Below are 24,902 nucleotides of genomic sequence, written 5' to 3'. Positions count from 1 at the left end.
GGTTATCAGGTGAAAGATCTGGTCGACACCACGGAGATGTACCTCCGTACCATCTACGACCTCGAGGAAGAGGGCGTGGTGCCCTTGCGGGCACGAATCGCCGAGCGGCTCGAGCAGAGTGGTCCGACGGTGAGCCAGACTGTCGCGCGGATGGAACGCGACGGCCTGCTGCTCGTCGCGGGTGACCGCCATCTCGAGCTGACCGACAAGGGCCGCTCGATGGCGGTCGCGGTGATGCGCAAGCACCGGCTCGCCGAGCGGTTGCTGGTCGACATCATCGGGCTGGACTGGCAGAACGTGCACGCCGAGGCGTGTCGCTGGGAGCACGTGATGAGCGAAGAGGTGGAGCGACGCCTGATCGAGGTGCTCAACCACCCGACCACCTCGCCCTACGGCAACCCCATCCCCGGCCTCGACGAACTCGGCCTCGCCGACCCGCCGCCGATGGAGGAGAAGCTGATCCGCCTCTCGGACCTGCCCAACGGCGCGCTGCACGCGGTGGTCGTGCGCAGGCTGGCCGAGCACATCCAGACCGACCCCGAGGTCATCGGCCGGTTGCGGGAGGCCGGTGTCGTTCCCGACGCACGCGTCACCGTGGAAACCAAGCCGGGTGCGGTGCTGATCACGGTGCCGGGGCACCACGGTTTCGAATTGTCCGAGGAGATGGCGCACGCCGTCCAGGTGAGGCTGGTCTGATTCGTGAAACTTCTGGTCACCGGCGGCGCCGGCTATGTGGGCGGCGTGTGCGCCGCGGTGTTGCTCGAGCAGGGCAACGAGGTGGTCGTCGTCGACGACCTGTCGACCGGTAACGCCGACGGTGTCCCGGCGGGCGCGCGATTCGTCGAAGGCGATATCGCCGAGGCCGCCCCGGCTCTGCTGCGTGCCGAATCCTTCGACGGTGTCCTGCATTTCGCCGCCCAGTCGCTGGTGGGCGAGTCGGTGGAGCAGCCGGCCAAGTACTGGCACGGCAACGTGGCCAAGACGCTGACCCTGCTCGACGCGATGCGCGAGACCGGCACCGGGCGCCTGGTGTTCTCCTCGACGGCGGCGGTCTACGGCGAGCCCGAACAGGTGCCCATCACCGAGGACTCGCCCACTCGCCCGACCAACCCCTACGGCGCGAGCAAGCTGGCGATCGACCACGCCATCACCTCCTACGCGGTGGCCTACGGGCTGGCCGCGACGAGCCTGCGCTACTTCAATGTGGCCGGCGCCTACGCCGGGCTCGGCGAAAACCGTGTGGTGGAAACCCATTTGATCCCCCTCGTGCTGCAGGTGGCACTCGGTCATCGCAAGGCGATCTCGGTGTACGGCACCGACTGGCCCACACCGGACGGCACCTGTGTGCGCGACTACATCCATATCCGCGATCTGGCCCAGGCGCATCTGCTCGCCCTGTCGTCCTCGCAGCCGGGCAGTCACCGCGTTCTCAATCTCGGTTCCGGCACCGGTTTCTCGGTGCGCGAGGTGATCTCGGCGTGCGAGCGGGTGACCGGTCTGCCCATCGAAGCCATCGACGCGCCCCGCCGCGCGGGCGACCCGGCCGTCCTGATCGCCTCGAGCGAGAAGGCGATCGCCGAGCTGGGCTGGACGCCCGAGCACAACGACATCGACGAGATCGTCACCGACGCCTGGGAATTCCTGCGTTCGCTCGGCGACAAGGCGCACAGCGCCCGCTGACACGGCCGACCGGTGCGGCCCGCTCACGGCCGCACCGGCCCCAGGTCGACCCCGAGATCGGCGGCGACCTGGCGCCCGCAGTCGGCCAGCGTGCGCAACCGTTCGGGCCGAAGACCCGACTGCAGCGACGTTTCCAGCAGGACCGCCATCGGATGGTCACCGTCGGCATCCACGGCGGCGGCCAGCGCGATGCCCGCGAACGGCCCGTCGCCGCGCACATAGGCACTGAAGCCGAGCAACGCGGCGGCCTCGGCGCGGTCGCCCGCCGGGGTGGCCCTGGCCAGCTGTGCCCACAACCCTTCGGCGGCTTCGGCGTGGTCGGTGACGGCCAGCCCGTAGAGCGCGTCCCGAACCGCCCGATCACGCAAAGTGGCAGCCAGCCTGGCGAATTCACGATCGGCACGTGGCAGTCCCGACGTGGCGTCGGCGATCTGCCACAGCACCCACTCCAGCGCGCGACGCTGAAACACCGCGCCCTCCCCCACCCGTTCGGCCGTCGCCAGCCCGCCGCGGTAGCGGGCGACTGCCGGTCCGAGCTTGCGCCGAACCCGCGCGCACAACTGTTCGTCGGGTTCCACGAGTGCGGTGAGTTCGCCGCGGGAGCGCCGTATCTGCCTGCCGTCGAGCACATGCGACAGCGAGACCATCGAGGAGTCCGGGTCGGCGACCAGCCCGCCGCCGGTCCCGAGCAGACTGCGGTACCGCGCGCCCGCGGCGACGGCACGCACCGTCCACGCCCCACGCACCTCGATCCCCTGCGCACCGATCGCGGCGAGCAGCGCGTCGGCGCGCGCGGCGGTGGCCGAAAAGGATCGCTGCCGGTCGTCGATGAAGACAGCGAACACCCCGCTGGCCTGTTCGCGCAGGCAGATCGATCCGAGACAGCCGAGGAAATGCTCGTAGTGGTCGGGATCGGTGACGGCGTCGAGGTCGAAACGCACCACCGCGTCGATCGCGGCGGCGGCCGTGGGGTGCGGGTGCAGTACGGCGACGACGAGGGAGCGTTCCGGAACGAAACCGAGCATGGCCGGAAGCGCGGCGATGAGATCGCCGGGCTCGTCGACGCGGACGGCAGGGGTAGGCAGATCCCGGTAACCCGGGCCTGTCTCTGCGCAGGTGAGCGCCCGGGGAAAGGGTCCTGTACGGGTGGCCCGCCGGGTCGGGTTGGTCGAAGATGTCATGGCTCGAGCGTCCTCGCCCGCCGTCCCGGCACCGATGGCGCGACCTGGGCTTATCGCCGCCCTGTGCACAGCGGCAAACCTGTGCACAACCACCGCAGGCGCGGGTCCGGGCGCGCCGAAAATGTCGGTGCCGAGTGGTAGCGGCCGATCAGCGCGTGCGTACGGAGCGCACGGCCGTGGCGAACAGCTCGTCGACGGCGGCTTTGTCGGGTTCGCCCGCACCGAAGGTCATCGAGGTGACGGTGATCCTGATGTCGCCGACGCGCCCGACCGAGGTGTACATGGTCTGCGTCAGCCCCGCCCCACCGACATCCGGAATCACGCTGCGCCGCAAGGTCATCGCCTCGTCGGCACCGGCCGGTACGTGCGCGGAGACCTCGGTGGTGACGGTCGACCCCGCTCCCGCCCGGCTCACCCGGATCTGTTCGCAGGCCCGCAACCGGTCACGCACCCGCGCGAGCAGTTCGGTTGTCCGCGACAGTTCGACGGTGAGACTGGCCCGGCTCACCTCGTCGGTCCCCACCGCCACCGCGGGCGGTTCGGCACCGGCTTCGGACTCCGGCGGCGTGCATTCGACCGGGCTAACGGTCGCACCCATCCCGACGCCGTCCAGATCCTCCGCCGCGGCCGAGGCGGCCTGCGGCGTGAGCACGACAGCCGGATAGGCGGCCGGGAACTCGTGCGGGGCGGGCAGCAGATCGGCGGGCGCGGCCTCGACATGGTGCATCGAGGTGGCGCTCTCGGCGACCGGGATGCCGCTCACCGCCTCGGCACACCCGGTCAGCGCCCCCGCCATCAGCACGGCACAGGCCGCGACTCGCCGACGACCCGCCGTCGTCGGAACGGCCCTGCCGAGCGAGGTGCGCGCCACGTTCACACCCTTCACTGTGCCCCACCGGACCGAGCGGTCGCCGCGCGCCACGCCGGAGGGAATGCTGGGGCGCGTGCGGCTGTTGGAAGCAGGACGAGCCGTCCTCCGGCCGTGTGCGTCGGTCGTGCTCGCATGGGGGACAATGGACGAGCCTCCCCCGCCGCGAGCGTTGGTGGACCGCGCAGGAAGGAGAAACGCGATGGATGACCAGTCGCATATGTACGAACTGGAGTTTCCGGCACCGCAGTTGTCCGCGGACGACGGCGCCGGTCCCGTGCTGGTGCACGGGCTGGAAGGTTTCACCGACGCCGGCCACGCGGTGCGCCTGGCCACGACGCACCTACGCGAGAGCCTGGAATCGGAACTGGTCGCGTCGTTCGACGTGGACGAGCTGCTCGACTACCGGTCGCGCCGTCCCCTGATGACGTTCAAGACCGATCATTTCGCCGATTACGCCGAGCCCGAACTGAACCTGTGGGCGTTGCGCGACACGGCAGGTACACCGTTCCTGCTGCTGGCCGGTCTCGAGCCGGATCTGCGCTGGGAGAAGTTCACCACCGCCGTGCGGCTGCTGGCCGAACAGCTCGGCGTGCGCCGCACGATCGGCCTGTCGGCGATCCCGATGGCGATCCCGCACACCCGCCCGCTCGGTGTCACCGCGCATTCCTCGGACCGGTCGCTGCTCGGTGAGCATCAGCGTTGGCCGGGTGAGCTGCAGGTGCCCGGCAGCGCCTCGTCGCTGCTCGAGTTCCGGATGGCACAGCACGGCCACGAATCGCTCGGGTTCTCCGTGCACGTTCCGCACTATCTCGCCCAGACCGACTACCCCGAGGCCGCTCAGACCCTGCTCGAGAGCGTCGCCGACAACACCGGTCTCGAGCTGCCGCTTGCCGCACTCGGTGAGGCGGCCGCGCGGGTGCGCGAGCAGGTCGCCGAGCACATCGCCGGCAACGAGGAGGTGGAGACGGTCGTCGCGGCGCTGGAACGCCAGTACGACAGCTTCGTCACCGCCCAGGAACGCCAGTCCAGCCTGCTGGCCAGTGACGGCGAGCTGCCCAGTGGCGAGGAGATCGGCGCCGAGTTCGAACGGTTCCTGGCCGAGCAGGGCGGCTACGACGACACCGGACGGGACTGACGCACGGTCGCACCGCACCCGCCCACTAGGGTGGTCGGAGTGGATCTGACCGACCTGCTCGAAATTCCCGGTACCGACGCCGACGCGCTCTACGAGTCGTTCGCGCTGTGGGCCGCCGAGCAGGGCACCACCCTGTATCCGGCGCAAGACGAGGCGCTGATGGAGCTGGCGTCGGGGTCCAATGTCATTCTGGCGACCCCGACCGGCTCCGGTAAGTCCCTGGTCGCGGTCGGCGCGCATCTGTTCGCCATGGCCAACGGGCAGCGCAGCTACTACACCGCGCCCATCAAGGCGCTGGTGAGCGAGAAGTTCTTCGCGCTGTGCGAGGTGTTCGGCGCCGAGAACGTCGGCATGGTCACCGGTGACGCGGCCGTGAACGCCGACGCGCCGATCATCTGCGCCACCGCCGAGATCCTGGCGAATCTGGCGCTGCGCGAGGGCGCCGCCGCCGAGGTGGGCCAGGTGGTGATGGACGAGTTCCATTTCTACGCCGACCCGGACCGTGGTTGGGCCTGGCAGGTGCCGATTATCGAGCTGCCGCGCGCCCAATTCCTCCTGATGTCGGCCACGTTGGGCGAGGTCGACTTCTTCGCCACCGACCTCGAGCAGCGCACCGGCAGGCCGACGGCCGTGGTGGCGGGCACCGAACGTCCGGTGCCGCTGACGTTCTCCTACGTGCGCACCCCCATCACCGAAACCCTCGAGGAACTGGTCACCACCCACCAGGCCCCGGTGTACGTAGTCCACTTCACCCAGGCCGCCGCCCTGGAACGCGCGCAGGCGCTGACCAGTGTGAACTTCGCCTCCCGCGCCGAGAAGGACGCCATCGCCGCAGCGATCGGCGAGTTCCGGTTCGCGTCCGGTTTCGGCAAGACCCTGTCGCGGCTGATCCGTCACGGTATCGGCGTGCACCACGCGGGCATGCTGCCCAAATACCGCAGGCTGGTGGAGAAGCTCGCCCAGGAGGGCCTGCTGAAGGTGGTGTGCGGCACCGACACCCTCGGCGTCGGGATCAACGTGCCGATCCGCACCGTGCTGCTGACCGGCCTCACCAAATACGACGGCGTGCGCACCCGCAGACTCAAGGCCCGCGAGTTCCATCAGATCGCCGGACGCGCCGGACGCGCCGGATTCGACACCATGGGCACCGTCGTGGTGCAGGCGCCCGAGCACGAGGTGGAGAACGCCCGCCTGATCGCCAAGGCGGGCGACGACCCGAAGAAGCAGCGAAAGGTGCAGCGCCGCAAGCCCCCCGAGGGGTTCGTGTCGTGGAGCGAGGAGACCTTCGACCGGTTGGTCGCCGCACAACCCGAACCGATGGTGTCGCGTTTCGCGGTCACCAACTCGATGCTGCTCAATGTCATCGCCCGGCCGGGCAACTGCTTCTACGCCATGCGGCACCTGCTCGAGGACAATCACGAACCGCGCCCGGCCCAGCGCAAACACATCCTGCGCGCCATCCGCCTCTACCGTTCGCTGCGCGATGCCGGTGTGGTGCAACAGCTCTCCGAGCCCGACGCCAAGGGCCGGATGGCGCGGCTCACCGTCGACCTGCAACGCGACTTCGCGCTCGATCAGCCGCTGTCGCCGTTCGCGCTGGCCGCGTTCGAGCTCCTCGATCGCGAAAGCCCCACCTACACACTCGATGTCGTCTCCCTCATCGAGGCGACGCTCGAGGACCCGCGGCAGCTGCTGATGGCCCAGCAGCACAAGGCGCGCGGCGCCGCCGTGGCCGAGATGAAGGCCGAGGGCATCGAATACGAGGAGCGCATGGAGCTGCTCGAGGAAGTGACGTGGCCCAAGCCGCTCGCCGAGCTGATCGAGCCCGCGTTCGAGACCTACCGCGCGGGACACCCGTGGGTGTCGGAGTTCGCGCCGTCGCCGAAGTCGGTGGTGCGCGACATGATCGAGCGCGCGATGACCTTCGCCGAGCTCATCTCCTTCTACGAGCTCACCCGCTCCGAAGGTGTGGTGCTGCGCTATCTGGCCGACGCCTACCGCGCGCTGCGCCGCACCGTGCCCGACGCGGCGCGCACCGAGGAGCTCGACGACCTCACCGAATGGCTCGGCGAACTGATCCGCCAGGTCGATTCGAGCCTGCTCGACGAATGGGAACAGCTCACCAACCCCGGCGCCGAGATCGACACCGACCAGGTCGCCTTCGGTGCCGAACAGGTGCGCCCGATCTCGGCCAACGAACGCGCCTTCCGGATCATGGTGCGCAACGCCATGTTCCGCCGCGTGGAGCTAGCCTCGCGACAGCGCTGGTACGAGCTGGATCAGCTCGGGACGGGCCCCGACTGGGCCGAGGAGTTCGCACCCTATTTCGAGGAGTACGAGACCATCGGCACGGGCCCCGACGCGCGCGGCCCGCAGCTGTTCCGGGTGGAGCAGCGGCCCGGTTTCTGGCATGTGCGCCAGGTGATCGACGACCCGGCGGGCGACCACGGGTGGGCGCTGACGGCGATCGTGGATCTCGAGGAGTCCGACGCCGCGGGCGAGGTGGTGTTCGACGAGGTCACGGTGGCGCCCGGCTGAGTCATACCCGATCGGTATGACGTATGTGACGAATGTTTGACGGATTCGTTGTTGGGTAGTGGCCGCTGATACTCTCTCCCGGCCGCCGACCGAAAGTTCAACTATGCCCGAATCCCCGTACCTTGTCATCTACCCCGAGCGGGTACGTGCCAATTACCGAACCCTCGCCGCGGCCGTCTCGGCGCAGCGCGAGCAGGGCACCCGGATCAGGTACGCGGTGAAAGCGGCTCCCGTCGACGAGGTGCTCACCCTGCTCGATGCCGAGGGCGCCGAGTTCGACGTCGCCAGTGTCGGGGAGATCGACCAGTGCGTGCGCCTCAGTATCGCGGCGGACAAGCTGTGCTACGGCAATCCGATCAAGAAGGCCGCCCACATCGCCTACGCCCACGCCGCCGGTGTGCGCCGGTTCGCCTTCGACACCGAAGACGATCTCGAGCGCATCGCCGAGCACGCGCCGGGCGCGGAGGTGGAGTGCCGGTTCCTGTCCTCGGCACCGGAGTCGCGCACCCCGTTCGGCACCAAGTTCGGGTGTGCGCCGGGCGAGGCGCTGCGGTTGCTGGTGCGGGCCCGCGATCTGGGCCTGCGTGTCGGTGGCCCGTACTTCCATGTGGGCTCCCAGCAGCTCGATCCGGCCGCCTGGCGGATCGGCATCGAGCAAGCGGGTGAGATCGTGAAGGCCTTGGCGGACAAGGACATTCATGTAGCCGCGGTGAACATCGGCGGCGGCCTGCCCATCTCCTACGCCGAGTCGGCGCCCGAACCGGGCACGATCGCGGCCGCCGCGGCGCAGGCCGCGGCCGAATTCCTGCCCGCGTCGGTCGATCTGATCGTGGAACCGGGGCGTGCCCTGGTCGGCAACGCGGGCACCATCCACGCCGAGGTCGTCGGCGTGCGTTTCGCGCCGGACGGGCGGCGCTGGGTGTATCTCGACATCGGCCGATACAACGGTATGGCCGAGACGGAGAACGAGTACATCGCCTACCGTTTCGTCACCGATCGCGACGGCGATCCGGTGGGCGAGGCGGTGGTCGCGGGTCCGACCTGCGACGGCGACGATGTACTGTATCAACGCACGAAGGTCCTTCTGCCGACCACGTTGCGAGCCGGTGATCAGATCCAGATTCTCGACACCGGCGCCTATACCGCGAGTTATTCGTCGGTGTCCTTCAATGGTTTTCCGCCCTTGACCGTTCATGTCTCGGGCGCTGAGCGAGAGTGAGTTTGCCCATGACGGCGGAATTCACCGGCTGGCATGTGCTGGCCGAGTTCGGTGGTGTCGACACAGACCTGTGTGACGATCTCGAACGACTCGAATCGGCGTTGCGTGAGTCTCTGATCGCGGCGGGCGTCACCATCTGCGATGTCGTTCACAAAAAGTTCGAACCGCAGGGGGTGACCGTCCTCGCGCTGTTGTCGGAGTCCCACGCCTCGATTCACACCTATCCGGAGTCCGGCGAGATCTTCGTCGACGTCTTCACCTGCGGCAGCATCGGTGCGGGCGCGACGAAGGCCGTGGAACTTCTGCGAGACAAGTTGTCTCCCAAGGAAGTTCGGATGAAGGTTGTCCAGCGCGGCCACGGCGCCGAGAAGATCTACGAACCGGTGGGCGACGGCCTGACCCGGATCTGGGATCTGCACGAGGTGATCGTCGACACCAACACCCCGTACCAGCACATGGTGATCGCCCGGACCGACCAGGGCATCTCCCTGTTCTCCGACGACGACCGCCAGTCCACCGAGTTCTCCCAGGTCACCTACCACGAGGCCATGATGGTCCCGGCGTTCGTGCTGGCCGAGAAGCTGGACCGGGTGCTCATCATCGGCTCCGGTGAGGGTGTGGCCTCGCAGATGTCGGTGGCGGCCGGGGCGACCCTCGTCGACCACGTCGACATCGACCAGCGCGAGGTCGAACTGTGCGCCCGGCACCTGCCCTACGGGTACACCCCCGAGGAACTGGCCGCCGCCGTGCGTGGCGAGGGCCCGGTGCACGTGCACTACGCCGACGGCTGGGACTTCCTGGCCAAGGCGCAGGAGGCGGGCACCCGTTACGACGTGATCGTCATCGACCTGCCCGACGAGCGCGTCGAGGACGCCCAGCACAACCGCCTCTACGAGTCGGAGTTCCTGTCCCGATGTAAGGCACTGCTCGCGCCCGGTGGTGTGCTGTCGGCCCAGGCCGGCTGCGCGACGATGTGGCGCAACGAGACCCTCAAGCGGTCGTGGGGACGGTTCCACGAGCAGTTCGCCACCGTGGTGCCCTACGGCAGCGACGAGCACGAATGGACCTTCCTGTTCGGTCTGAACGAGAAGATCGAGGACCCGGTGCGCGGCATGACCGATCGCCTGGCCCTGCTCCCCTACAAGGCCGAGACCATCGACGCCCGCGCCCTCGAGCGCGGCGCGATCGAGCCGTACGCCTTGCGTCGCTGAGCACACCACCGAAGGCGGTGATCCGGTTCGTCCGGGTCACCGCCTTCGTCGTTCCCGAAACCGGTGTCGCGCCGCGGCCCGCCTTGGCACCATGCGAGGTGAGTTCCGAACAGAATCGAGTCAGCACGTGACGCACACACCGTTGCCGACGGACGGCCTGATGCCGCCGCGCCGCCCGTCGGCGCACCGCCCGCGCCTGGACCGCCTCTCGGCCGCCGGGGCCGCCGAACTCCGACGCCTGTTCACCGGGGCACCTGCCGTGACGGCCGAGGATTTCGCCCGGCTCGACGGCGACCTGGTGATGCGGACGTTTCCGGCGCCAGGCGCGTCCCTGGGGCGCCTGATGGCACGCCCCTCCTACTTCTGGACCGGCAAGTCCTTCCGGCACATCGACGACCGAACCGCCTTCGGCCACAACTTCTTCCAGCTCCTCGGCGGCCTACGCGCCTTGAACTTCGTTGCCACCGTGGGCGATTCGGTTGTCGACCACAGGCCAGCGGTCCGCCTGGACTACAACGACCCGCGCGTGGGTGCCCGCCGACCGGCCCGCCGCATCTACGACGAACTCCGCGAGATCGAACCGGACCTCTGGCTCGGACCCAGCTTCCTGCTGATGGGCGGGAAGCGTCAGTCGATGGGATGGTTCGCGCTCGACGCGACCGTCCCGTTCCGCGAGATCGGTTGACGGGGTCAGCCTTCAGCCCTGTGTCGAGCGTCGAGCCCGATACTCGGCGACGTTCACGCCACCCACACCCCAGTCGGTCAGCGGCACTTCATCGATGACCACGTAGGTGCTGTCCGGTGCCTTTCCGAGCACATCGAACAGCAGGTCGGTGACACCCTTGATGAGCTGCCCCTTCTGCTCCGGGGTAACCCCTTCGTCGGTGACCTTGATATTCACATACGGCATGACCCGATTCCCTTCTACGCTGCTCGACCGGAGATGAACCCGCCGTCGACGGGGAGGATGTGGCCGGTGACGAACTCGGCGTCGGCCAGGTACAGCACTGCCGTGGTGGTTTCGGTGACGTGGCCCATGCGATCGAGCAGGGCGAGGCGGCCGAGTGCCGTTTCGTCGGCGCCGGCGATGAGCGGAGTGCGGATGAAACCGGGTGCCACCGCGTTGACGCGGATGCGATCGACGGCCAGTTCGGCCGCCAGGCTGGTGGTCAACGCGTGGATCGCGCCCTTGCTGACCAGCGGCGCCGAGGCGGGAGTGCCGGAAAGGGCATGGTTCACCAGCACCGTGCCGATGTTGACGATGCCACCGCCGTCGCCCTGCTCGCGCAGCCGGCGAACGACCGCCTGGGTGGTGAAGTAGGTGCCCTTGAGGTTGCCGTCGAGATAGCTGTTCAGTTCCTCCTCGGTGACATCGGTGAACGGGGTCGCCGCGAACGTCCCGGCATTGTTGACCAGCACGTCTACCCGCCCGAAGCGCTCGACGGCGGCCGAGACCAGGGCCGAACCGGTGGCGGGCGAACCGATGTCGCCCACCACCGTGGCGGTGCGTTCGGGGGCATCCAGCTCGGCGGCCACGGCGGCGAGCTTGTCCGGGTCACGCCCGTTGAGGACCACATTGTCGCCGCGCGTGAGGAAGGCCCGGGCGATATCGCGCCCGATCCCGCTGGAGGATCCGGTCACGATGACCGTCTTGATAGTGGACATGACTTCCCTTTCAGTTGATACGACCGGTCGTCTTGGAATGGGTACACGACAACCAGCCGGTAGATCCGGTCCGCTCAGGGCCGGAAGTAGTCGTCCAGCAGGCGCCGCAGACATTTGCGCAACGGCTCGACGGTGCGCTGGAGTTTCATGCGGATCACCGCACCCTCCCACGACTCGAGCAGCAGGTCGGCCAGGTCGACCGCGTCCACATCGGCACGGACGGTGCCTGCCGCCTGGGCCGCGCGCAGGGCTTCGGCCACACCGTCGCGCCAGGCGGTCCAGGCGGCCGAAAGCTCTTCCCGCAGCACGTCACTGCCCTCGAGTTCGGCGGCCAGGTTCGCCAGCAGACAGCCGCCGGTGAAGTCGGTGCGGACGAACTCGGCGGTCTGGCGTTCGAAGAAGGCACGCACACCGGCGAGCGGTTCGTCGGTGGAGCCGAAGGCATCCGCGAGGTTGCGCTGAATACACAGCGAGTGGTGTTCGATGACCGCCTGGGCGAAGGTTTCCTTGCTGTCGAAGTAGTTGTAGAACGACCCCTTGGGGACCCCGACCTTGTCGAGCACCTGCTTGATGCCGGTGCCGTGGTAGCCGTGGGACAGCAGATCGGCCGCGCCCTCCTCGATGAGAAGGGCGCGCGTGTCGTCGCTGCGCCTGGGTCGTGCCATGCGATGAATATACGACCGGTCGTCTACTAATGCAACCCGAGCGTTCTCAGTCGTCGACCCCGCGGGCGGCGAGCGCGTCACCCATCGCGTCGGCCGTACGAAGGGCACGTACCACGACCGGCGTCACGAGGGCGGTGGCCGACCAGGAGACGCCGCGCGCTCGTCGCGCCTGGGCGACATCGTGAACGATGCCGGCCAACAGCGGGACGCACCGGATCGCCAGGGCCAGCAGCAAACTCACGCGCTCGGGGTCGACGCCGACCCGGCGCAGCGGGCCCAGGGCGCGGACGAGCGCGTCGAGCATCGCGGTGACACGGGTGGTGACGGTGACCAGCGCGGCGAGGGCCACCGAGACGAGCAGGACGCCGCAGACGGCGACAGCCCGGGTGGGGGTGGTGGTGAGCAATTGGAAGACGCCGATGATCAGGGTCATCCACAGCACCGGGCGGATCTGCGCCACCGCCACCCGCCAGGAGATGCGCGCCAGGGCGAACAGCAGGGCGACCGTCACCGCGGCGCCCGCCACGGCCAGTGGCGTGCGGGCGAAGACCGTCATCGCGACGATCGCGAGAACCAGCAGCAGAAGTTTGAGACCGGCAGGCATGCGGTGCACCAGCGAGTCGCCGGGGCAGTACAGGCCGATCATTCGACCAGGCGCCGGTATGCGCCGACGGCGTCGGCCGGGGCACCGTCGAAGGCGACAGAACCGTTGTCCAGCACCACGACTCGATCGAAACCGTCGAGCAGGGCGAGCTGGTGGGTCACCACGATCACCTGCTGGTCGAGCGAATTCAGGGCCCGCGACACCAGGCGGGCGTTGCGCAGGTCGAGCAGGGTGGTCGGTTCGTCGGCGACGATCACCTCGGGCTCGCGGATCAACGCCGAACCGAGCGCCAGCAACTGCTTCTGCCCACCGGAGAGCAGGTGCGCGGGATGGTCGGCGTGCCCGGCGAGACCGAACCGGTCGAGCATGCGCCGCACTCGGTCGGCGATCTCGGTTCGGCTCAGCTCGCTGCGCCGCAACGAGAAGGCCAGGTCCTCACCGACTGTCGGCATCACGATCTGGGTGTCGGGATCGGTGAACACGAACCCGACTTTGCGCCGTACCTGGGCGCCTTTGCGGGTGGCGTCGATCCCGTCGACGGTGACGGTGCCGGTGGTCGGCTTCAGCAGGCCGTTGAGCATGCGGGCCAGCGTCGACTTCCCGGAACCGTTGGCGCCGATGAAGCCGACACGTCGTTCGGTGATGGTCAGGTCGATATCGCGCAACACCACCCGGTCACCGAACCGGTGGCCGACCGAATCGACGACGATCTCACTCATCGGCTCACGCGCGGATCAGCCCCGGATACGCCCGGTGCACACCCTTGGCGACCACCGTCGCGATGACGACCTTGGCCAGGTCGCCGGGCAGGAATGCGAAGTTGCTCGAGATCGCGGCCCACAGATCCAGTTCGGTGCGGACCAGCAGGCCCGCGGTGCCGAACAGGTAGATGACCACGATGCCGCCGAGGGCGTTGATCAGCAGACCGAGCGCGAGCGGGTATTTCGGCAGGATCCGGGCGGTGAGCCAGCCGATCAGCAGGGTCGCCGGGATCCACCCGATCAGATAGCCCGCGGTCGGCGAGGCCAGCGCGGTCAGGCCGGTGCGCCCACCCGAGAGCAGCGGCAGACCGATCAGCGTGAGCGCGATGAACACGGCGACCGCCGCGGCACCTTTGCGCGCGCCGAGGATCGCGCCGGTGAGGATCACGCCGAGGGTTTGCAAGGTGATGGGGACGCCGCTGAAGCCGACGGTGATCGCGCCCGGCAGCCCGAGGGCGGCGATCAGCGCGGCGAACACCGCGATCTGCGCCAGGTCCCGGGCGGCGAAGCGGCCGGTACGCGTGGCGGTGTTCTCTGGATCGGGCACGTCGGACTTCCTTTGCACAAGCAATTGAACGATGTTCAAAATAGCAGTCGAGCTGGGCGGCGGTTCGAGTGGTTCGGGGCTCAGAAAGGCCGCTTCGAGCGGATCACCGCCGCCAGGTACTCGTAGTCGTCGGCCCGGGCCGAGGACGCGCGGTAGGCCAGGCCGATCGTGCGTCCCGGCGCGGGATCGGCGAACCGCGCGGTCTCGAGGGTGCCGCGCGCGGTTTCGGCCGGCACCGCCATCTGCGGGATGAGCGTCACCCCGAGCCCGCCCGCCACACACTGCACCACGGTGGTCAGCGAGGCGGCGCGGGTGTCACCGACCGAACCGGGATGCACCTCGGCGGTGCGGCACAGTTCGAGCGTCTGATCGCGCAGGCAGTGACCCTCGTCGAGCAACAACAGAGGCAGGTCGGCCAGAACCGGCGCGGCCAGGTCGGTGCGCCCGGCCAGCTCGTGCCCGCGCGGTGTCACGAGCACGAATTCTTCGGAGTAGAGCGGAATTTCGACCAGACCGGGCGCTTCGCTCGGCAACGCGAGCACCGCCACGTCGAGCACACCGGTACGCAGGCCGTCGAGCAGGCGGGCCGTCTGGTCCTCCACGACCTGGGGCACCAGGTTGGGCAGTTTGCGGCGCAGCTCGGGCAGCAGACCGGGCAGCACATACGGGGCGACGGTCGGGATGATGCCCAACCGCAGCACGCCACCGAGGCTGTCGCCGGTCGCCGAGGCGACGAAACGGTCGGCCGCCTCGAGCGTGGCCATCGCCTGTGGCAGCAGCCGCATCCCGGCGGCGGTGACCAGCACCCGACGCGTGCTGCGCTCGATCAGCTGCAGGCCGAGGCCGTTTTCCAGTGATGCGAGTGCCTGCGATAACGTGGGTTGGCTCACAGCCAAACGCGCTGCGGCAGTGCCGAAATGCCGGTATTCGGCGACGGCGACGAACGCACGCAGCTGCGAGAGGGTTGGCTGATAAGTCTGATCAGTCACGCCTATCAGTGTAGAACGAGCGATCGGCTTTACCTTTCAGTAGGCTTTGGGCAAGATCTTTGCGGGCTCACACGACGAGCACGACCACACCATCAACGAGGAGATGAGCATGGCTCTGCTGACCATTGGCGACCAGTTCCCGGCATACAACCTCAAGGCCGTCATCGGAGGCGACCTGTCGAAGGTCGACGCGCAGCAGCCCGACGATTACTTCACCCAGATCACCAGCGACGACCACGCGGGCAAGTGGCGGGTCGTGTTCTTCTGGCCGAAGGACTTCACCTTTGTCTGCCCCACCGAGATCGCGGCGTTCGGCAAGCTGAACGACGAGTTCGCCGACCGCGACACCCAGGTCCTCGGCGCCTCGGTGGACAACGAGTTCGTGCACTTCCAGTGGCGTGCACAGCACGAGGATCTCAAGACCCTCCCCTTCCCGATGCTGTCGGACCTCAAGCGTGAACTGGCCGCCGCCACCGGCGTTCTCAACGCCGACGGTGTCGCCGACCGCGCCACCTTCATCGTCGACCCGAACAACGAGATCCAGTTCGTCTCGGTGACCGCCGGTTCCGTCGGCCGCAACGTCGACGAGGTGCTGCGCGTGCTCGACGCCCTGCAGTCCGACGAGCTGTGCGCGTGCAACTGGAAGAAGGGCGACCCGACCATCAACGCGGGCGAGTTGCTCTCCGCCAGCGTCTGATCCACCCTTCTCCACCCGATCCCCCTGACAGGAGCGCCTTTTCCATGAGCATCGAGAACCTGAAGAACTCTCTTCCCGAGTACGCCAAGGACCTCAAGCTCAACTTGTCCTCGATTTCGCGCACCACCGTGCTGAACGAACAGCAGCTGTGGGGCACTCTGCTCGCCTCCGCGGCCGCCACTCGTTCGGCCACCACGCTGCGCGAGATCGCCGAGGAAGCCGCCGACGTGCTGTCCGCCGAGGCCTACGAGGCCGCGCTGGGTGCCGCGTCGATCATGGGCATGAACAATGTGTTCTACCGGGGCAAGGCGTTCCTGGACGGCAAGTACGACGACCTGCGCGCGGGCCTGCGGATGAACATCATCGGCAACCCGGGCGTGGAGAAGGCCGATTTCGAACTGTGGTCGTTCGCGGTCTCCTCCATCAACGGCTGCGCGCACTGCCTCGATTCGCACGAGAAGACGCTGCGTGAGGCCGGTGTCTCGCGTGAGGTGATCTTCGAGTCGCTGCGTGCGGCGGCGATCGTGGCCGGTGTCGGCCAGGCCGTCGCCGCCACCGAGGCGCTGGCCGCGGCCGCCGTCTGATCCGCTCGTCGCACGACCCCGATCCGCGTAGCCGGGTCGGGGTCGTTCGCGTTCGCGCGCGTGACGCGGCGTGAGAACCGCCCGGACGGCGGTGTTGATCTTGCGCGGTAGGCTCGCGAGCATGAACGCACACGATGTGCCGGAAGCCCCTGACATCCAGGTCGAGGTCGTCCGCGTGTTCACCGATCCGACGGGCAGGCTCGGCAATGCGCTCGGTATCGCCCGCGCGGGCGATGTCGTCGCGCTCGACAAACAGGAACTCGCCGCGCGGCTGGGGTTCAGCGAGACCACGGTGGTCGGGGAACCTGTCGACGGTGTCGCCGACGTCCGGATCTACACTCCGGCCGTCGAACTGCCCTTCGCCGGGCACCCCACCGTGGGCACCGGATGGTGGATGGCCGCGCGCGGCACTCCCGTGCACACGCTGAACGTGCCGGCGGGCCCGGTCCGGGTGACCGAGACCGACGGGCTCACCTGGATCACCGCCCGCGCCGAATGGGCCCCGGATTTCACCTTCCACCAGGCCGGTTCACTCGACGAACTGGCCATGCTCCGCGCCTCGGACTACACCGAAGGCCAGCATTACGTGTGGACGTGGACCGACGAATCGCGCGGTGCCGTGCGCTCCCGGATGTTCGCGCCCGCCATGGGCATCGCCGAGGACGAGGCGACCGGCGCGGCCGCCGTCGCCCTCACCGCCAAGTTGCGGCGCGGGCTCGTCATCACCCAGGGGCAGGGTTCCCAGCTCTACACCGAGTGGGATTCCGACGGCTGGGTGCGCCTGGGCGGACGCGTCGTCGAGGACCACGTGGTGGTGCTCTGATTCCGGTTCGCAGCTAACTCCCGAAGCGGGGCAACCACGGCGGCCTGCCGGTCCGGGCACCGCGTCGGCCCGGGCTGTCGATCGCGGCGAGGATGCGCTGTTCCAGGTTGCGGGGTGGGGGCTGCCGATCGTCGGCGGCCAGTTGGGCCAGCAGCTCGTGCACTCCCCCGACTCTGGCGTCGAACTGGGCGAGGCCGGTAGTGGTCGTGGCGGCCAGCTTGTTCTCGATGTGGTGGTGCTCGAGTTCGGCGACAGCATCGAGGGCGTAGGCGTCGGCGAGGGCGAGGACCGAACCGGGCGGGGTCCAGGGGCGGCGCGCGGCGACGCGGACGAGACGCTGGTGGGCGAGGCGTTCGATGCCCTCGGCCAGCAAGCGGGTGACGGCCGGGACACGCATCCCGAGTTCCCGGGCGATGGAACGGTAGGTGCGCCCACCGTAGTAGGCGAGGACGAAGACTTCGCAGCGGCTGTCGAGCGGGTCGAAACCGAGCCGGGCCGAGGCGGCCAGCCAGGGGATGTCGATGCGGTCGTTGCGGTCCAGGCGCAGACGCTGGATGGCGAGGCGGTGCACCTGGGCCAGGAGTCTGGTGTGCAGGGTCGGCATGTACCGGGTGCCGGTCGCGTCGGGTGTGTTGAAGTGGCCCGTGTCGGCGAGGGGGTCGGTGACATCGAAGGGCGCGGCACCGTCCGGGTGACCTGCGACATCGAGGCGCCCTGCACGATCGAGTAGGCCCGAACCATCCGTCGAACCGACACCGTCGAACATGACCGCGTCGCCCGACAGACCTGAGTCCAGCAGTCGGCTCGCGTGGTCTCCGCTATCCGCGTGTTCCGGTCGGCCTGCTCGGCTGTGGAGGTATACCTCGCTGTCTCGGCGTGCGAAACCGAGCCGTGGGTCGTGCAGCGCTGCGTAGTCGAGGCGACCGTAGTCATCGAGGCGATCCCTGTGGTCGTCTCGCTCCGGGTGGTCGTATCGGCCTGTGTGGTCGCGGCGGCCCGCTCGATCCAGTCGGCCTTCGTCGTCGAGCCGACCCACCCGGTCGTGCGGCCCCTCGAATATCGGCTCATGACCGAGGCTGCCTGTGTCACCGAAGCGACCTGAACAGCCGTCGCCGCCCCCATCGTCGCTCCGGCCCGAACGAGACGTCCCACCCGAGTACCCGAGGGCACCCGAACGGTCGAACCCGTTCGGATTGCCGAATCCGCCCGAACGGTCCAGACCTCCCGGATGATCTCGTCCGGTCGAGTGATCCCACCGGCCGGCATCGTCGCGACGGTCGGCGTTACCCGAGTGGTCCTCGTGATCGAAGCCGCCGGCGCGATCGGGGTGGCCGCCGAGGTCGGTGCGTGGTTCGTTCGCGACGAATGCCGAACGGCCCCACGGTGTGGCGAGGTCATGGCACGCATCACCGGCCGGGACACGACCGTTGCTCTCGGTAATCCACGGACTCGCGGCGATGCGCTGAAATCCTTCGCGGACAACCTCTTCCGCCGATCCCCGCCTGCGCAGGATCCGCAGGGCGAGTCCGTAGGCGGCCGGGCCCGCGTCGCGGTAGAGCGCACGCACCACCTCGCGGTCAGCGGCGGTCGGCCGGATTTCCGGTGGGGGCGTACCGAATCCCCGACGCCCGGGTGACATGCCTGAAACGCGTTGTCCACTCATAGTCGAATTCCTGTCCGCACAAAGGCGATTCGCAGCCCGGACGGTTGTGGATCGGTATTCACCCGCCGACAGCGGCGATCAACATGAATGCCGTCCCGATATCCATCACCACATGGGGCACCAAGGCCGAGGTCAGGGGATGTGTGCCTGCCGGATGGGCGAAGCGGTGCCAGCGCGGCCGGTGACCGACGGTGCCGAGCGCGACGAGCGCGTCGAGTACGAACAGCGCCGCCAGCACCAGCGCGGGCCCGGGCGGGATTCCGGTATGACCGGATCCGTGCCCGGCCATGGCGTAGAGCATCACCGCCGCCGCCACCGTGTGATACCCCAGCGCGAGCACCCCGTCGGCCGTCGGCACCAGTCCGTTGCGCCACTGCACGACCCGCTCGGCGAGCAGCAGCGCGAAGGCCACCGTGAGCGCGGTCAGCAAACCGCGCATCGCGTGCGGGTCGGTGGCGGCCGGGAACACCAGCATGGCCAGCATCACCAGGCACATCAGCAGGTGCGCGCCGTCGGCCGCCGCGTCCGCCCGGACCGCGCGCCTGCTCAACCGCACGACCACGATCCCGGCCGCCAGCACGAACGCCGACACCACGGCCCACCGCAAAACCGCATAGTCCTCCACGAATTCGGCCACGCCCCACCACCTTCGGCTCGCCCCTCGTCCTCATAGTCGCATCGCCCACCCCGGCCGTGTGCCGTTTTCCCGCGTCACATCCGCCCCGGGCACAATGGAGCGATGCACGACACCACCCGGGCGGAGCAGCTCACCCTCGCCGTCGACGACCTCACCGGCGACCAGATCACCACCCTGCTCACCGAGCACCACACCGAAATGGCGGGCAACTCCCCCGCGTGCAGCATGCACGCCCTCGACCTGACCGGGTTGCGCGATCCGGCGGTCACCGTGTGGAGCGCGTGGTCGGGTCCGGCGCTTGTCGGCTGCGGTGCCCTGAAGGAGCTGGATCCGGAGCACGGCGAGATCAAGTCCATGCGGACCGCCGCCGGATTCACGGGGCGTGGTGTCGCCGCCGCGGTGCTCGCCCAGCTGATCGAGGAGGCCGAGCGGCGCGGATACCGGCGCCTGAGCTTGGAGACGGGGACGAGCGAGTTCTTCGCCCCGGCCCGGCGCCTGTATCTGCGGCACGGCTTCGTCGAATGCGGGCCGTTCGCCGACTACACCCTCGACCCGTACAGCCAGTTCTTCACCCTCGAACTGGCCGTCACCGGATCCTGAACACCGGGCCTTTCGGGGTGAAGGGCAGGGACGCGCCTGCGGGGATCAGGAAGGCGTGTTCGCCGCGGATGCGTAACGCATCGCAGTCGCCGTCGGTGATGACGAGAATCGGGCCGTCGGCCGGAAAGTCGTCGGCGCGTTCGAGGAGCCGGACGGCGGGTTGCAGCACCGTGCCGCCCCGGCCGCGCACGCGCATTCCGGCGGCGATGTCTTCCACCGCGACGTACCCCGCGTCGTAGGGTGCCGCGTCGCAGTAGACGACACGGGCCCGTGGCACGTCCCTGGCCAGCGCGTACGAGGCGATGGCGCCGAGTCCCTTGCCGAGCAGGGTGACGTTCATCGACAGCGAGGTATCGAGAACCACACCGAAGGTCGGCAGGCGCACGTTCTCCTCCGGCCGCACCCAGGCCGGGCGCGGGATGTCGGGGGTGGCGGCCTGCCTGCGGGAGGCGCGGGCGTAGCTGCGGCGTTTGTCGACGGTGGGTATGTGCTCGTCGAACCACTGAGCCAGCCGCGCGTCCCACGGCAGCGGCGGCTGATCGAGGGCGCGAATGGCCTGCTCCAACGCGGCCGGGACATGTCCGCGACCGCTGTCGGTGTGGTACGCCAGCCCGGTGACCAGCGCGTTGCGGTAGTACTCGTCGAGGTCGACATAGCGGCCGGCGCTGCCGGGATGCGGCAGGGGCTCGCCGAGGACATCGCCTCGTCCGCGTCCGCGCAGCGTGGCGAGCTTGCGTAACCTGCGCAGATCCCCGGCTATGCGGTCGTAGATCTCCTCGGCCGAACACCCTTTCAGTTCCGGGTCGTAGAGCAGTCCTTCGGGCATCTGCCCGACGTTCATCTCCACCAGCCAGCCGTTGACGACGTAATCGCAGGCGACATTGAACAGATAGTGGTCGCGCCAGTCCGCCCGTTCGCCGTGGCGCAGGGCCGCGTGCAGCATCTCGTGCGCGAGCACGAACCGCCATTCCTCTTCGCCGAGCCCGGCGTAGGGATTCACATAGATCTCGGCGGCGTCGGCGTTCACGGCGGCGATCGAGATACCGGCGGCCCGAACGACTTCCACATCGGCGACCACGGTCATCCCGGCGGCGAGCGCACCGAGCAACGGGAACGACGAGACGAACCAGCCGAGCGCCGCGTCCCACTGCGTGCGTGGCCGCTTCCCGTCGGGTGTGTGGTCACCACCCGCGGTGGCCAGGGCGACACGGGCGGCGTCGGACACCCCCGCCGCGAACCGGGCAGGCGCATCGACACGGGCGGCCGTCTCGGCGTCGGTGAGCAGGAAGTCGGGAGGTCCGGTGCGCGCGAACGCGTCCGGCACCGCGGTGTCGTGCCAGCGCGCGGCGGCGGCGTGCTCGTCGGTCAGTGCGGGTGGCATTGGATCGGGCGGGGTGCCGATCTTCATCGTCGCCAGATAGGTGTCGACGGCGGCGCAGCACGCGGCGCGGTACACCGGATGCGGCGCGCGCACCCGGGAGGAGAACCAGGCGTCCTCGCTGGTCAACCCGATGATGTTGGTAGGCAGCGTATTACGCGGATCGAGGTGCCCGAATCCGGCGTGCAGCAGGCAATGTGCGAAGGTCCACGCCCATTCCTGCGCCGTGGCACGCCGATTCGGGTGGTACTCGAGACGGCCGCCCGCCAGCCGTGCCCACATCTCGTGCGGTGCGCGCTTGTCCAACTGGTACAGCTCACCGGCCAGCGGGCGCAACGCCGCGCACGATCGCCCACCCGTCTAGGACAGCCTGGTACCACGGGTCGATCCGGCGCGTTTTGCGTGCACCCATGCTCAGCGCCGCGCGGCCAGTCGCGGCAATCACGCGACACCTCGATGAGGAACCACGACGGCAGCACGGGCACGCCCTCGGCATCGGCGGCGATCACCAACTGCGCGCATTCCACGGAGATCTCGGCCAGCTCCACCAGCAGCGACTTGGCGCGCAGTACGAAGCGGCGCACCGAGGCGGAGGTGTGGTCGCGGTCGCCGGGCAGTTCCTTCACGAGGCGGACCCGCATCGTCTCGGCCAGGAAGTACAGCAGGTCACGGTCGGCCGGATCGCGCGGCCAGGCGGCATCGCCCTTGAAGACGGCGTCGAGGTCGAAGGCGTGGCGCACGGTCTTGACGAAGGCGCGGAAGCCCGAGGCGTGGCCGAGGGTGAGGGTGCCGGTGGCCAGCACATTCAGCGTGGCGTCGTCGATGTCGTCGCCGCAGGAGTACAGCGCGTCGGAGAGCATGTGCCACCCACGCGGGGTGGAGAAGGGCGCCTCGGTTTTGGGCGGTGCCGACCACAGGTGGTCCGGGCGCTGGGTGAGGTAGCGGATCACCCACGGATGGATGTCGTTGACGGCCGCCCATTTCAGCCAGTCGTCCACATCGGCGCGCAGATGCAGGTGCACCATGCGGTTGACCAGCGCCGAGGCCATCGGGCGGGCCAGCGCGTTGTCGGTGGCCCGGTTGCCCGCCCCGATCACCACCGACCCCTCGGGCAGTTCGTAGGTGCCGATGCGCCGATCCAGGATCAGGGAGTAGAACGACTTCTGCACCTCGGGCGAGGCGGCGTTGAGTTCGTCGAGGAACAGGCAGTAGGGCTGGGCGCGGGCGATCAGCTCCGGCGGCGCGAACCGGCTGCGACCGTCCACGATCTGGGGCACCCCGATGAGATCCTCGGGTGCGAGCTGGGTGCCGAGCAGGGTGACACAGTCGAGGCCGAGCGAGTCGGCGAAGGTGCGCACCAGCGAACTCTTCCCGATTCCCGGTGCGCCCCAGAGGAATACGGGTCGCACCACGGCGACATGCAGCAGTAGTTCCGGTAGCTGGTCCGGTGTCACCGTGACGGATGCCTGCAACGTGGTTCCCTCCCCTGACTTCGTCGGAGCAGGAGAGTATCGAGCGGATCGCCCGGCCCGCCAGCGAGTTTCGCCGACGGGCCGGTGCGGCGCATCAGCCCAGGGCGCGCGAAAACCCGTCGGCGAGTTCGGCCACCTGGGCGTCGGTCATCACGAAGGACGGGGAGATCTGCATGGCGCCCGCTCCGGCAGCACGACCCGAGATGCCCTGGGCGCGAAGGGCTTTCACCAATCCTGGTCCTTCGGCGGGGTCGGCCAGCTGGACGGCCGCCACGGCACCGAGGCCACTGCGGACCTCCGCCACGCGCGGGTGATCGGCCAACGGGGCCAGGGCGGTGTGCAGCGTCGTCTCGAGCCGCGCCGCTTCCTCGAGCAGACCCTCACGTTCGACGATGGCGAGGTTGGCCAGCGCCGCCGCGGCCGCACCGGCGTGCCCACCGTAGGTGTACCCGTGCCGGAACCACACACCGCCGGCGTAGAACGGCTCGGCCAGGTGCGGGGCGATGAACACCGCACCCATCGGCAGATAACCGGAGGTGAGGCCCTTGGCGGTGGTCATCAGGTCGGGTTGCAGGTCGAAGCGGGTGGAGGCGAACCAGGAGCCGCCGATCCGCCCGAAGCCGGTGACCACCTCGTCGGCGACGAACAGGATGTCGTGGTCGCGGCAGATCTGGCGCACCTCGGCCAGGTATCCCTCGGGCGGCAGGTACACCCCACCGGCACCGATGATCGGTTCGCAGAAGAACGCCGCGATCCGTTCGGCGCCGACGTCCTCGATCAGGGCGAGCAGCGCCTTGGCGTCGTTCCATTCGACAGTGCGGGTGTCCTCGACCAGGACGCCGTAGCCCTCCTTGTTCGGGGTGAGCCCGCCGAGCGAGGTGGAGGCGTAGTGCATGCCGTGGTAGGCCAGGCGTCGCCCGACCAGGATCTTCTTGTCGGCGCGGCCCTGTTCGTGCCAGTAGCGCCGCGCCAGCTTCGCGGCGGTCTCCACCGAGTCCGAACCACCGGAGGTGAAGAAGATCTTGCTGCCGGGCACGGGCGCGATGGCCGACAGCTTCTCGGCGAGTTCCTGGGTGGCGGGCTCGGTGAGGTCACCGAAGTTCGAGTAGTGGGCGATGGTGCGCAACTGTTCGGCGACCGCGTCGGCGATCTCCCCGCGACCGTGTCCCACGTTGGCGAACCACAGACCCGCGGTGGCGTCGAGGTATCGGTTGCCGTCGGTGTCGTAGACGTAGGCACCGTCACCTCGAGCGACAACGAACGCACCGTCACGAGTGACGGCACCCATATCGGCGAATCCATGCCAGAGCGCATTCATGGCTCCACACTTACACCGGCTCGCCCTCGCGCGCTCGTCGGGCCCTCCACCACGCGGGCACGTCACCCAGCGACGCCATGGCAACCGCGAGCACCGCGAACACGATGCTCAACACGATCAGGCCGAGCGTCATCGACAGGTAGCCCTGGTGGCGCGGGTCGATGAACGGGTACGGATACCAGTCGACGATCGGGCCGCGGATCAGCGTGTAGGCACCGTAGAGCAGCGGGAAGATCAACCACTTCCCGACCAGCTCCGGTGTCGCCGCCAGCCGGCGGCCCATGGCGACCAGCAGCCAGTCCGCGACGAGGACCAGCGGCAGGTACCGGTGCATGATGTCGTTGATCCACTTGTCGGTGAGCATCACGTCGATATTGGCCAGCAGCACCGCGTACACCACCATCGTGATGAGCATGTACAGCGTCACCGCGCCGCGCACCACCTGCCAGCCGGGTCCCTGCGGCGCGAGCAGGCCACCGACGAGCAGCACGATCACGGCGAGGATGTTCGACTCGATGGTGAAGTAACTGAAGTAGTTCGCGATCGAGAATGTCGGCGAGTCCAGGTTGCGCAGGGGAATCCACAGCAGGGCGACGAGACCGAGCACTCCGAAGCCGATCCGGTATGCCCTGATCCACCACGCCGTGCGCACCGAGCCGCTCAG

At 68.7% G+C, this 24,902-nt stretch carries 27 protein-coding genes; 12 read left to right on the top strand and 15 right to left on the bottom strand.

Features of this window, described 5'->3' with window-relative positions; translation table 11 throughout:
- Positions 1-9: 9 nt before the first annotated feature.
- Complete coding sequence (locus HYG95_RS06005; RefSeq protein ID WP_067492815.1) at positions 10-696, top strand: metal-dependent transcriptional regulator; 687 nt, start codon at positions 10-12, stop codon at positions 694-696.
- A 3-nt stretch (positions 697-699) separates the two neighbouring features.
- Positions 700-1,680: a UDP-glucose 4-epimerase GalE gene (galE, locus tag HYG95_RS06000; protein ID WP_067492813.1), complete on the top strand. Its 981-nt coding sequence runs from the start codon at positions 700-702 to the stop codon at positions 1,678-1,680.
- Positions 1,681-1,703: 23 nt separating this feature from the next.
- Here galE and HYG95_RS05995 read toward each other — a convergent pair whose 3' ends face one another.
- Both HYG95_RS05995 and HYG95_RS05990 read right to left on the bottom strand, forming a co-directional pair.
- Positions 1,704-2,861, bottom strand: coding sequence for a DUF4192 domain-containing protein (locus tag HYG95_RS05995; RefSeq protein WP_181696984.1), 1,158 nt, complete (start codon positions 2,859-2,861; stop codon positions 1,704-1,706).
- Between the two features lie 148 nt (positions 2,862-3,009).
- Positions 3,010-3,738 carry a sensor domain-containing protein gene (locus tag HYG95_RS05990; protein ID WP_220139088.1) on the bottom strand — a complete coding sequence of 243 codons (729 nt, stop codon included), beginning with the start codon at positions 3,736-3,738 and terminating at the stop codon, positions 3,010-3,012.
- Between the two features lie 193 nt (positions 3,739-3,931).
- Between HYG95_RS05990 and HYG95_RS05985 the strand changes: the two genes are divergently transcribed.
- From HYG95_RS05985 to HYG95_RS05965, 5 genes are all read left to right on the top strand, one after another.
- Positions 3,932-4,867, top strand: coding sequence for a PAC2 family protein (locus HYG95_RS05985; protein ID WP_181696983.1), 936 nt, complete (start codon positions 3,932-3,934; stop codon positions 4,865-4,867).
- 39 nt (positions 4,868-4,906) lie between these two features.
- Positions 4,907-7,405, top strand: coding sequence for an RNA helicase (locus HYG95_RS05980; RefSeq protein WP_181696982.1), 2,499 nt, complete (start codon positions 4,907-4,909; stop codon positions 7,403-7,405).
- Between the two features lie 103 nt (positions 7,406-7,508).
- Positions 7,509-8,624, top strand: a complete 1,116-nt coding sequence (locus tag HYG95_RS05975; RefSeq protein ID WP_181696981.1) for a type III PLP-dependent enzyme — start codon at positions 7,509-7,511, stop codon at positions 8,622-8,624.
- An 8-nt stretch (positions 8,625-8,632) separates the two neighbouring features.
- On the top strand, positions 8,633-9,835 hold the full coding sequence (gene speD, locus HYG95_RS05970; protein WP_181697035.1) for an adenosylmethionine decarboxylase: 1,203 nt from the start codon (positions 8,633-8,635) through the stop codon (positions 9,833-9,835).
- A 127-nt stretch (positions 9,836-9,962) separates the two neighbouring features.
- Positions 9,963-10,520 (top strand): hypothetical protein, encoded by a 558-nt coding sequence (locus HYG95_RS05965; protein WP_181696980.1) that lies wholly within the window; start codon positions 9,963-9,965, stop codon positions 10,518-10,520.
- A 12-nt stretch (positions 10,521-10,532) separates the two neighbouring features.
- Here the strand turns inward: HYG95_RS05965 and HYG95_RS05960 are convergent, their stop codons facing one another.
- The 7 genes from HYG95_RS05960 to HYG95_RS05930 all read right to left on the bottom strand — a co-directional run bounded on the left by HYG95_RS05960 (position 10,533) and on the right by HYG95_RS05930 (position 15,066).
- A complete protein-coding gene (locus HYG95_RS05960; protein ID WP_181696979.1) occupies positions 10,533-10,745 on the bottom strand; it encodes a 4-oxalocrotonate tautomerase family protein in 213 nt (70 codons plus the stop codon).
- A 14-nt stretch (positions 10,746-10,759) separates the two neighbouring features.
- Complete coding sequence (locus tag HYG95_RS05955) at positions 10,760-11,500, bottom strand: SDR family NAD(P)-dependent oxidoreductase (protein ID WP_181696978.1); 741 nt, start codon at positions 11,498-11,500, stop codon at positions 10,760-10,762.
- Positions 11,501-11,574: 74 nt separating this feature from the next.
- The gene (locus HYG95_RS05950) at positions 11,575-12,165 is read right to left on the bottom strand and encodes a TetR/AcrR family transcriptional regulator (RefSeq protein WP_181696977.1); all 591 of its coding nucleotides are present in this window, start codon (positions 12,163-12,165) and stop codon (positions 11,575-11,577) included.
- 46 nt (positions 12,166-12,211) lie between these two features.
- Positions 12,212-12,811: an energy-coupling factor transporter transmembrane protein EcfT gene (locus tag HYG95_RS05945; protein ID WP_181696976.1), complete on the bottom strand. Its 600-nt coding sequence runs from the start codon at positions 12,809-12,811 to the stop codon at positions 12,212-12,214.
- Positions 12,808-13,488, bottom strand: coding sequence for an energy-coupling factor ABC transporter ATP-binding protein (locus HYG95_RS05940; protein WP_181696975.1), 681 nt, complete (start codon positions 13,486-13,488; stop codon positions 12,808-12,810). The genes HYG95_RS05945 and HYG95_RS05940 overlap by 4 nt, the downstream gene beginning before the upstream one ends.
- A gap of 4 nt (positions 13,489-13,492) precedes the next feature.
- Positions 13,493-14,077, bottom strand: coding sequence for a biotin transporter BioY (locus HYG95_RS05935; RefSeq protein ID WP_181696974.1), 585 nt, complete (start codon positions 14,075-14,077; stop codon positions 13,493-13,495).
- 80 nt (positions 14,078-14,157) lie between these two features.
- A complete protein-coding gene (locus HYG95_RS05930; protein WP_181696973.1) occupies positions 14,158-15,066 on the bottom strand; it encodes a hydrogen peroxide-inducible genes activator in 909 nt (302 codons plus the stop codon).
- A gap of 109 nt (positions 15,067-15,175) precedes the next feature.
- Here HYG95_RS05930 and HYG95_RS05925 point away from each other — a divergent pair, with 109 nt between their 5' ends.
- The 3 genes from HYG95_RS05925 to HYG95_RS05915 all read left to right on the top strand — a co-directional run bounded on the left by HYG95_RS05925 (position 15,176) and on the right by HYG95_RS05915 (position 17,170).
- Positions 15,176-15,763, top strand: coding sequence for a peroxiredoxin (locus tag HYG95_RS05925; protein WP_067981263.1), 588 nt, complete (start codon positions 15,176-15,178; stop codon positions 15,761-15,763).
- Between the two features lie 44 nt (positions 15,764-15,807).
- Entirely contained in the window at positions 15,808-16,347 is a 540-nt protein-coding gene (locus tag HYG95_RS05920) for a carboxymuconolactone decarboxylase family protein (protein WP_181696972.1), read from the top strand.
- 121 nt (positions 16,348-16,468) lie between these two features.
- A complete protein-coding gene (locus HYG95_RS05915; RefSeq protein WP_181696971.1) occupies positions 16,469-17,170 on the top strand; it encodes a PhzF family phenazine biosynthesis protein in 702 nt (233 codons plus the stop codon).
- Between the two features lie 13 nt (positions 17,171-17,183).
- Here the strand turns inward: HYG95_RS05915 and HYG95_RS05910 are convergent, their stop codons facing one another.
- Positions 17,184-17,936 (bottom strand): sigma-70 family RNA polymerase sigma factor, encoded by a 753-nt coding sequence (locus HYG95_RS05910; RefSeq protein WP_181696970.1) that lies wholly within the window; start codon positions 17,934-17,936, stop codon positions 17,184-17,186.
- Between the two features lie 42 nt (positions 17,937-17,978).
- Between HYG95_RS05910 and HYG95_RS05905 the strand changes: the two genes are divergently transcribed.
- A complete protein-coding gene (locus HYG95_RS05905; protein ID WP_181696969.1) occupies positions 17,979-18,272 on the top strand; it encodes a hypothetical protein in 294 nt (97 codons plus the stop codon).
- A gap of 619 nt (positions 18,273-18,891) precedes the next feature.
- Here HYG95_RS05905 and HYG95_RS05900 read toward each other — a convergent pair.
- Entirely contained in the window at positions 18,892-19,470 is a 579-nt protein-coding gene (locus tag HYG95_RS05900) for a DUF5134 domain-containing protein (RefSeq protein ID WP_181696968.1), read from the bottom strand.
- Between the two features lie 102 nt (positions 19,471-19,572).
- Between HYG95_RS05900 and HYG95_RS05895 the strand changes: the two genes are divergently transcribed.
- A complete protein-coding gene (locus HYG95_RS05895) occupies positions 19,573-20,070 on the top strand; it encodes a GNAT family N-acetyltransferase (protein ID WP_181696967.1) in 498 nt (165 codons plus the stop codon).
- On the opposite strand, the gene HYG95_RS05890 is transcribed toward HYG95_RS05895, so the two are convergent.
- The 4 genes from HYG95_RS05890 to HYG95_RS05875 all read right to left on the bottom strand — a co-directional run bounded on the left by HYG95_RS05890 (position 20,057) and on the right by HYG95_RS05875 (position 24,902).
- Complete coding sequence (locus HYG95_RS05890; protein WP_255495022.1) at positions 20,057-21,451, bottom strand: hypothetical protein; 1,395 nt, start codon at positions 21,449-21,451, stop codon at positions 20,057-20,059. The two genes, HYG95_RS05895 and HYG95_RS05890, sit on opposite strands and share 14 nt — an antisense overlap.
- Positions 21,452-21,573: 122 nt before the next feature.
- Complete coding sequence (locus HYG95_RS24680; protein ID WP_255495009.1) at positions 21,574-22,920, bottom strand: AAA family ATPase; 1,347 nt, start codon at positions 22,918-22,920, stop codon at positions 21,574-21,576.
- 94 nt (positions 22,921-23,014) lie between these two features.
- Entirely contained in the window at positions 23,015-24,238 is a 1,224-nt protein-coding gene (locus tag HYG95_RS05880) for an aspartate aminotransferase family protein (protein ID WP_181696966.1), read from the bottom strand.
- Positions 24,239-24,248: 10 nt separating this feature from the next.
- Entirely contained in the window at positions 24,249-24,902 is a 654-nt protein-coding gene (locus tag HYG95_RS05875) for a Pr6Pr family membrane protein (protein ID WP_255495021.1), read from the bottom strand.

Origin of the sequence: Nocardia sp. GTS18 (assembly GCF_013839555.1) — a bacterium.
GTDB lineage: Bacteria > Actinomycetota > Actinomycetes > Mycobacteriales > Mycobacteriaceae > Nocardia > Nocardia rosealba.
The sequence above is the reverse complement of the archived record's forward strand: the minus strand, read 5'-3'. Positions and strand labels throughout refer to the sequence as shown.

Excerpts from the sequence above, each read along its gene's own strand:
- HYG95_RS05995 (WP_181696984.1), bottom strand. The coding sequence starts at position 2,861 with ATGACATCTTCGACCAACCCGACCCGGCGGGCCACCCGTACAGGACCC.
- HYG95_RS05985 (WP_181696983.1), top strand. The coding sequence starts at position 3,932 with ATGGATGACCAGTCGCATATGTACGAACTGGAGTTTCCGGCACCGCAG.
- HYG95_RS05975 (WP_181696981.1), top strand. The coding sequence starts at position 7,509 with ATGCCCGAATCCCCGTACCTTGTCATCTACCCCGAGCGGGTACGTGCC.
- speD (WP_181697035.1), top strand. The coding sequence starts at position 8,633 with ATGACGGCGGAATTCACCGGCTGGCATGTGCTGGCCGAGTTCGGTGGT.
- HYG95_RS05960 (WP_181696979.1), bottom strand. The coding sequence starts at position 10,745 with ATGCCGTATGTGAATATCAAGGTCACCGACGAAGGGGTTACCCCGGAG.
- HYG95_RS05955 (WP_181696978.1), bottom strand. The coding sequence starts at position 11,500 with ATGTCCACTATCAAGACGGTCATCGTGACCGGATCCTCCAGCGGGATC.
- HYG95_RS05950 (WP_181696977.1), bottom strand. The coding sequence starts at position 12,165 with ATGGCACGACCCAGGCGCAGCGACGACACGCGCGCCCTTCTCATCGAG.
- HYG95_RS05945 (WP_181696976.1), bottom strand. The coding sequence starts at position 12,811 with ATGATCGGCCTGTACTGCCCCGGCGACTCGCTGGTGCACCGCATGCCT.
- HYG95_RS05940 (WP_181696975.1), bottom strand. The coding sequence starts at position 13,488 with ATGAGTGAGATCGTCGTCGATTCGGTCGGCCACCGGTTCGGTGACCGG.
- HYG95_RS05925 (WP_067981263.1), top strand. The coding sequence starts at position 15,176 with ATGGCTCTGCTGACCATTGGCGACCAGTTCCCGGCATACAACCTCAAG.
- HYG95_RS05920 (WP_181696972.1), top strand. The coding sequence starts at position 15,808 with ATGAGCATCGAGAACCTGAAGAACTCTCTTCCCGAGTACGCCAAGGAC.
- HYG95_RS05915 (WP_181696971.1), top strand. The coding sequence starts at position 16,469 with ATGAACGCACACGATGTGCCGGAAGCCCCTGACATCCAGGTCGAGGTC.
- HYG95_RS05910 (WP_181696970.1), bottom strand. The coding sequence starts at position 17,936 with ATGTTCGACGGTGTCGGTTCGACGGATGGTTCGGGCCTACTCGATCGT.
- HYG95_RS05895 (WP_181696967.1), top strand. The coding sequence starts at position 19,573 with ATGCACGACACCACCCGGGCGGAGCAGCTCACCCTCGCCGTCGACGAC.
- HYG95_RS05890 (WP_255495022.1), bottom strand. The coding sequence starts at position 21,451 with ATGCCACCCGCACTGACCGACGAGCACGCCGCCGCCGCGCGCTGGCAC.
- HYG95_RS05880 (WP_181696966.1), bottom strand. The coding sequence starts at position 24,238 with ATGAATGCGCTCTGGCATGGATTCGCCGATATGGGTGCCGTCACTCGT.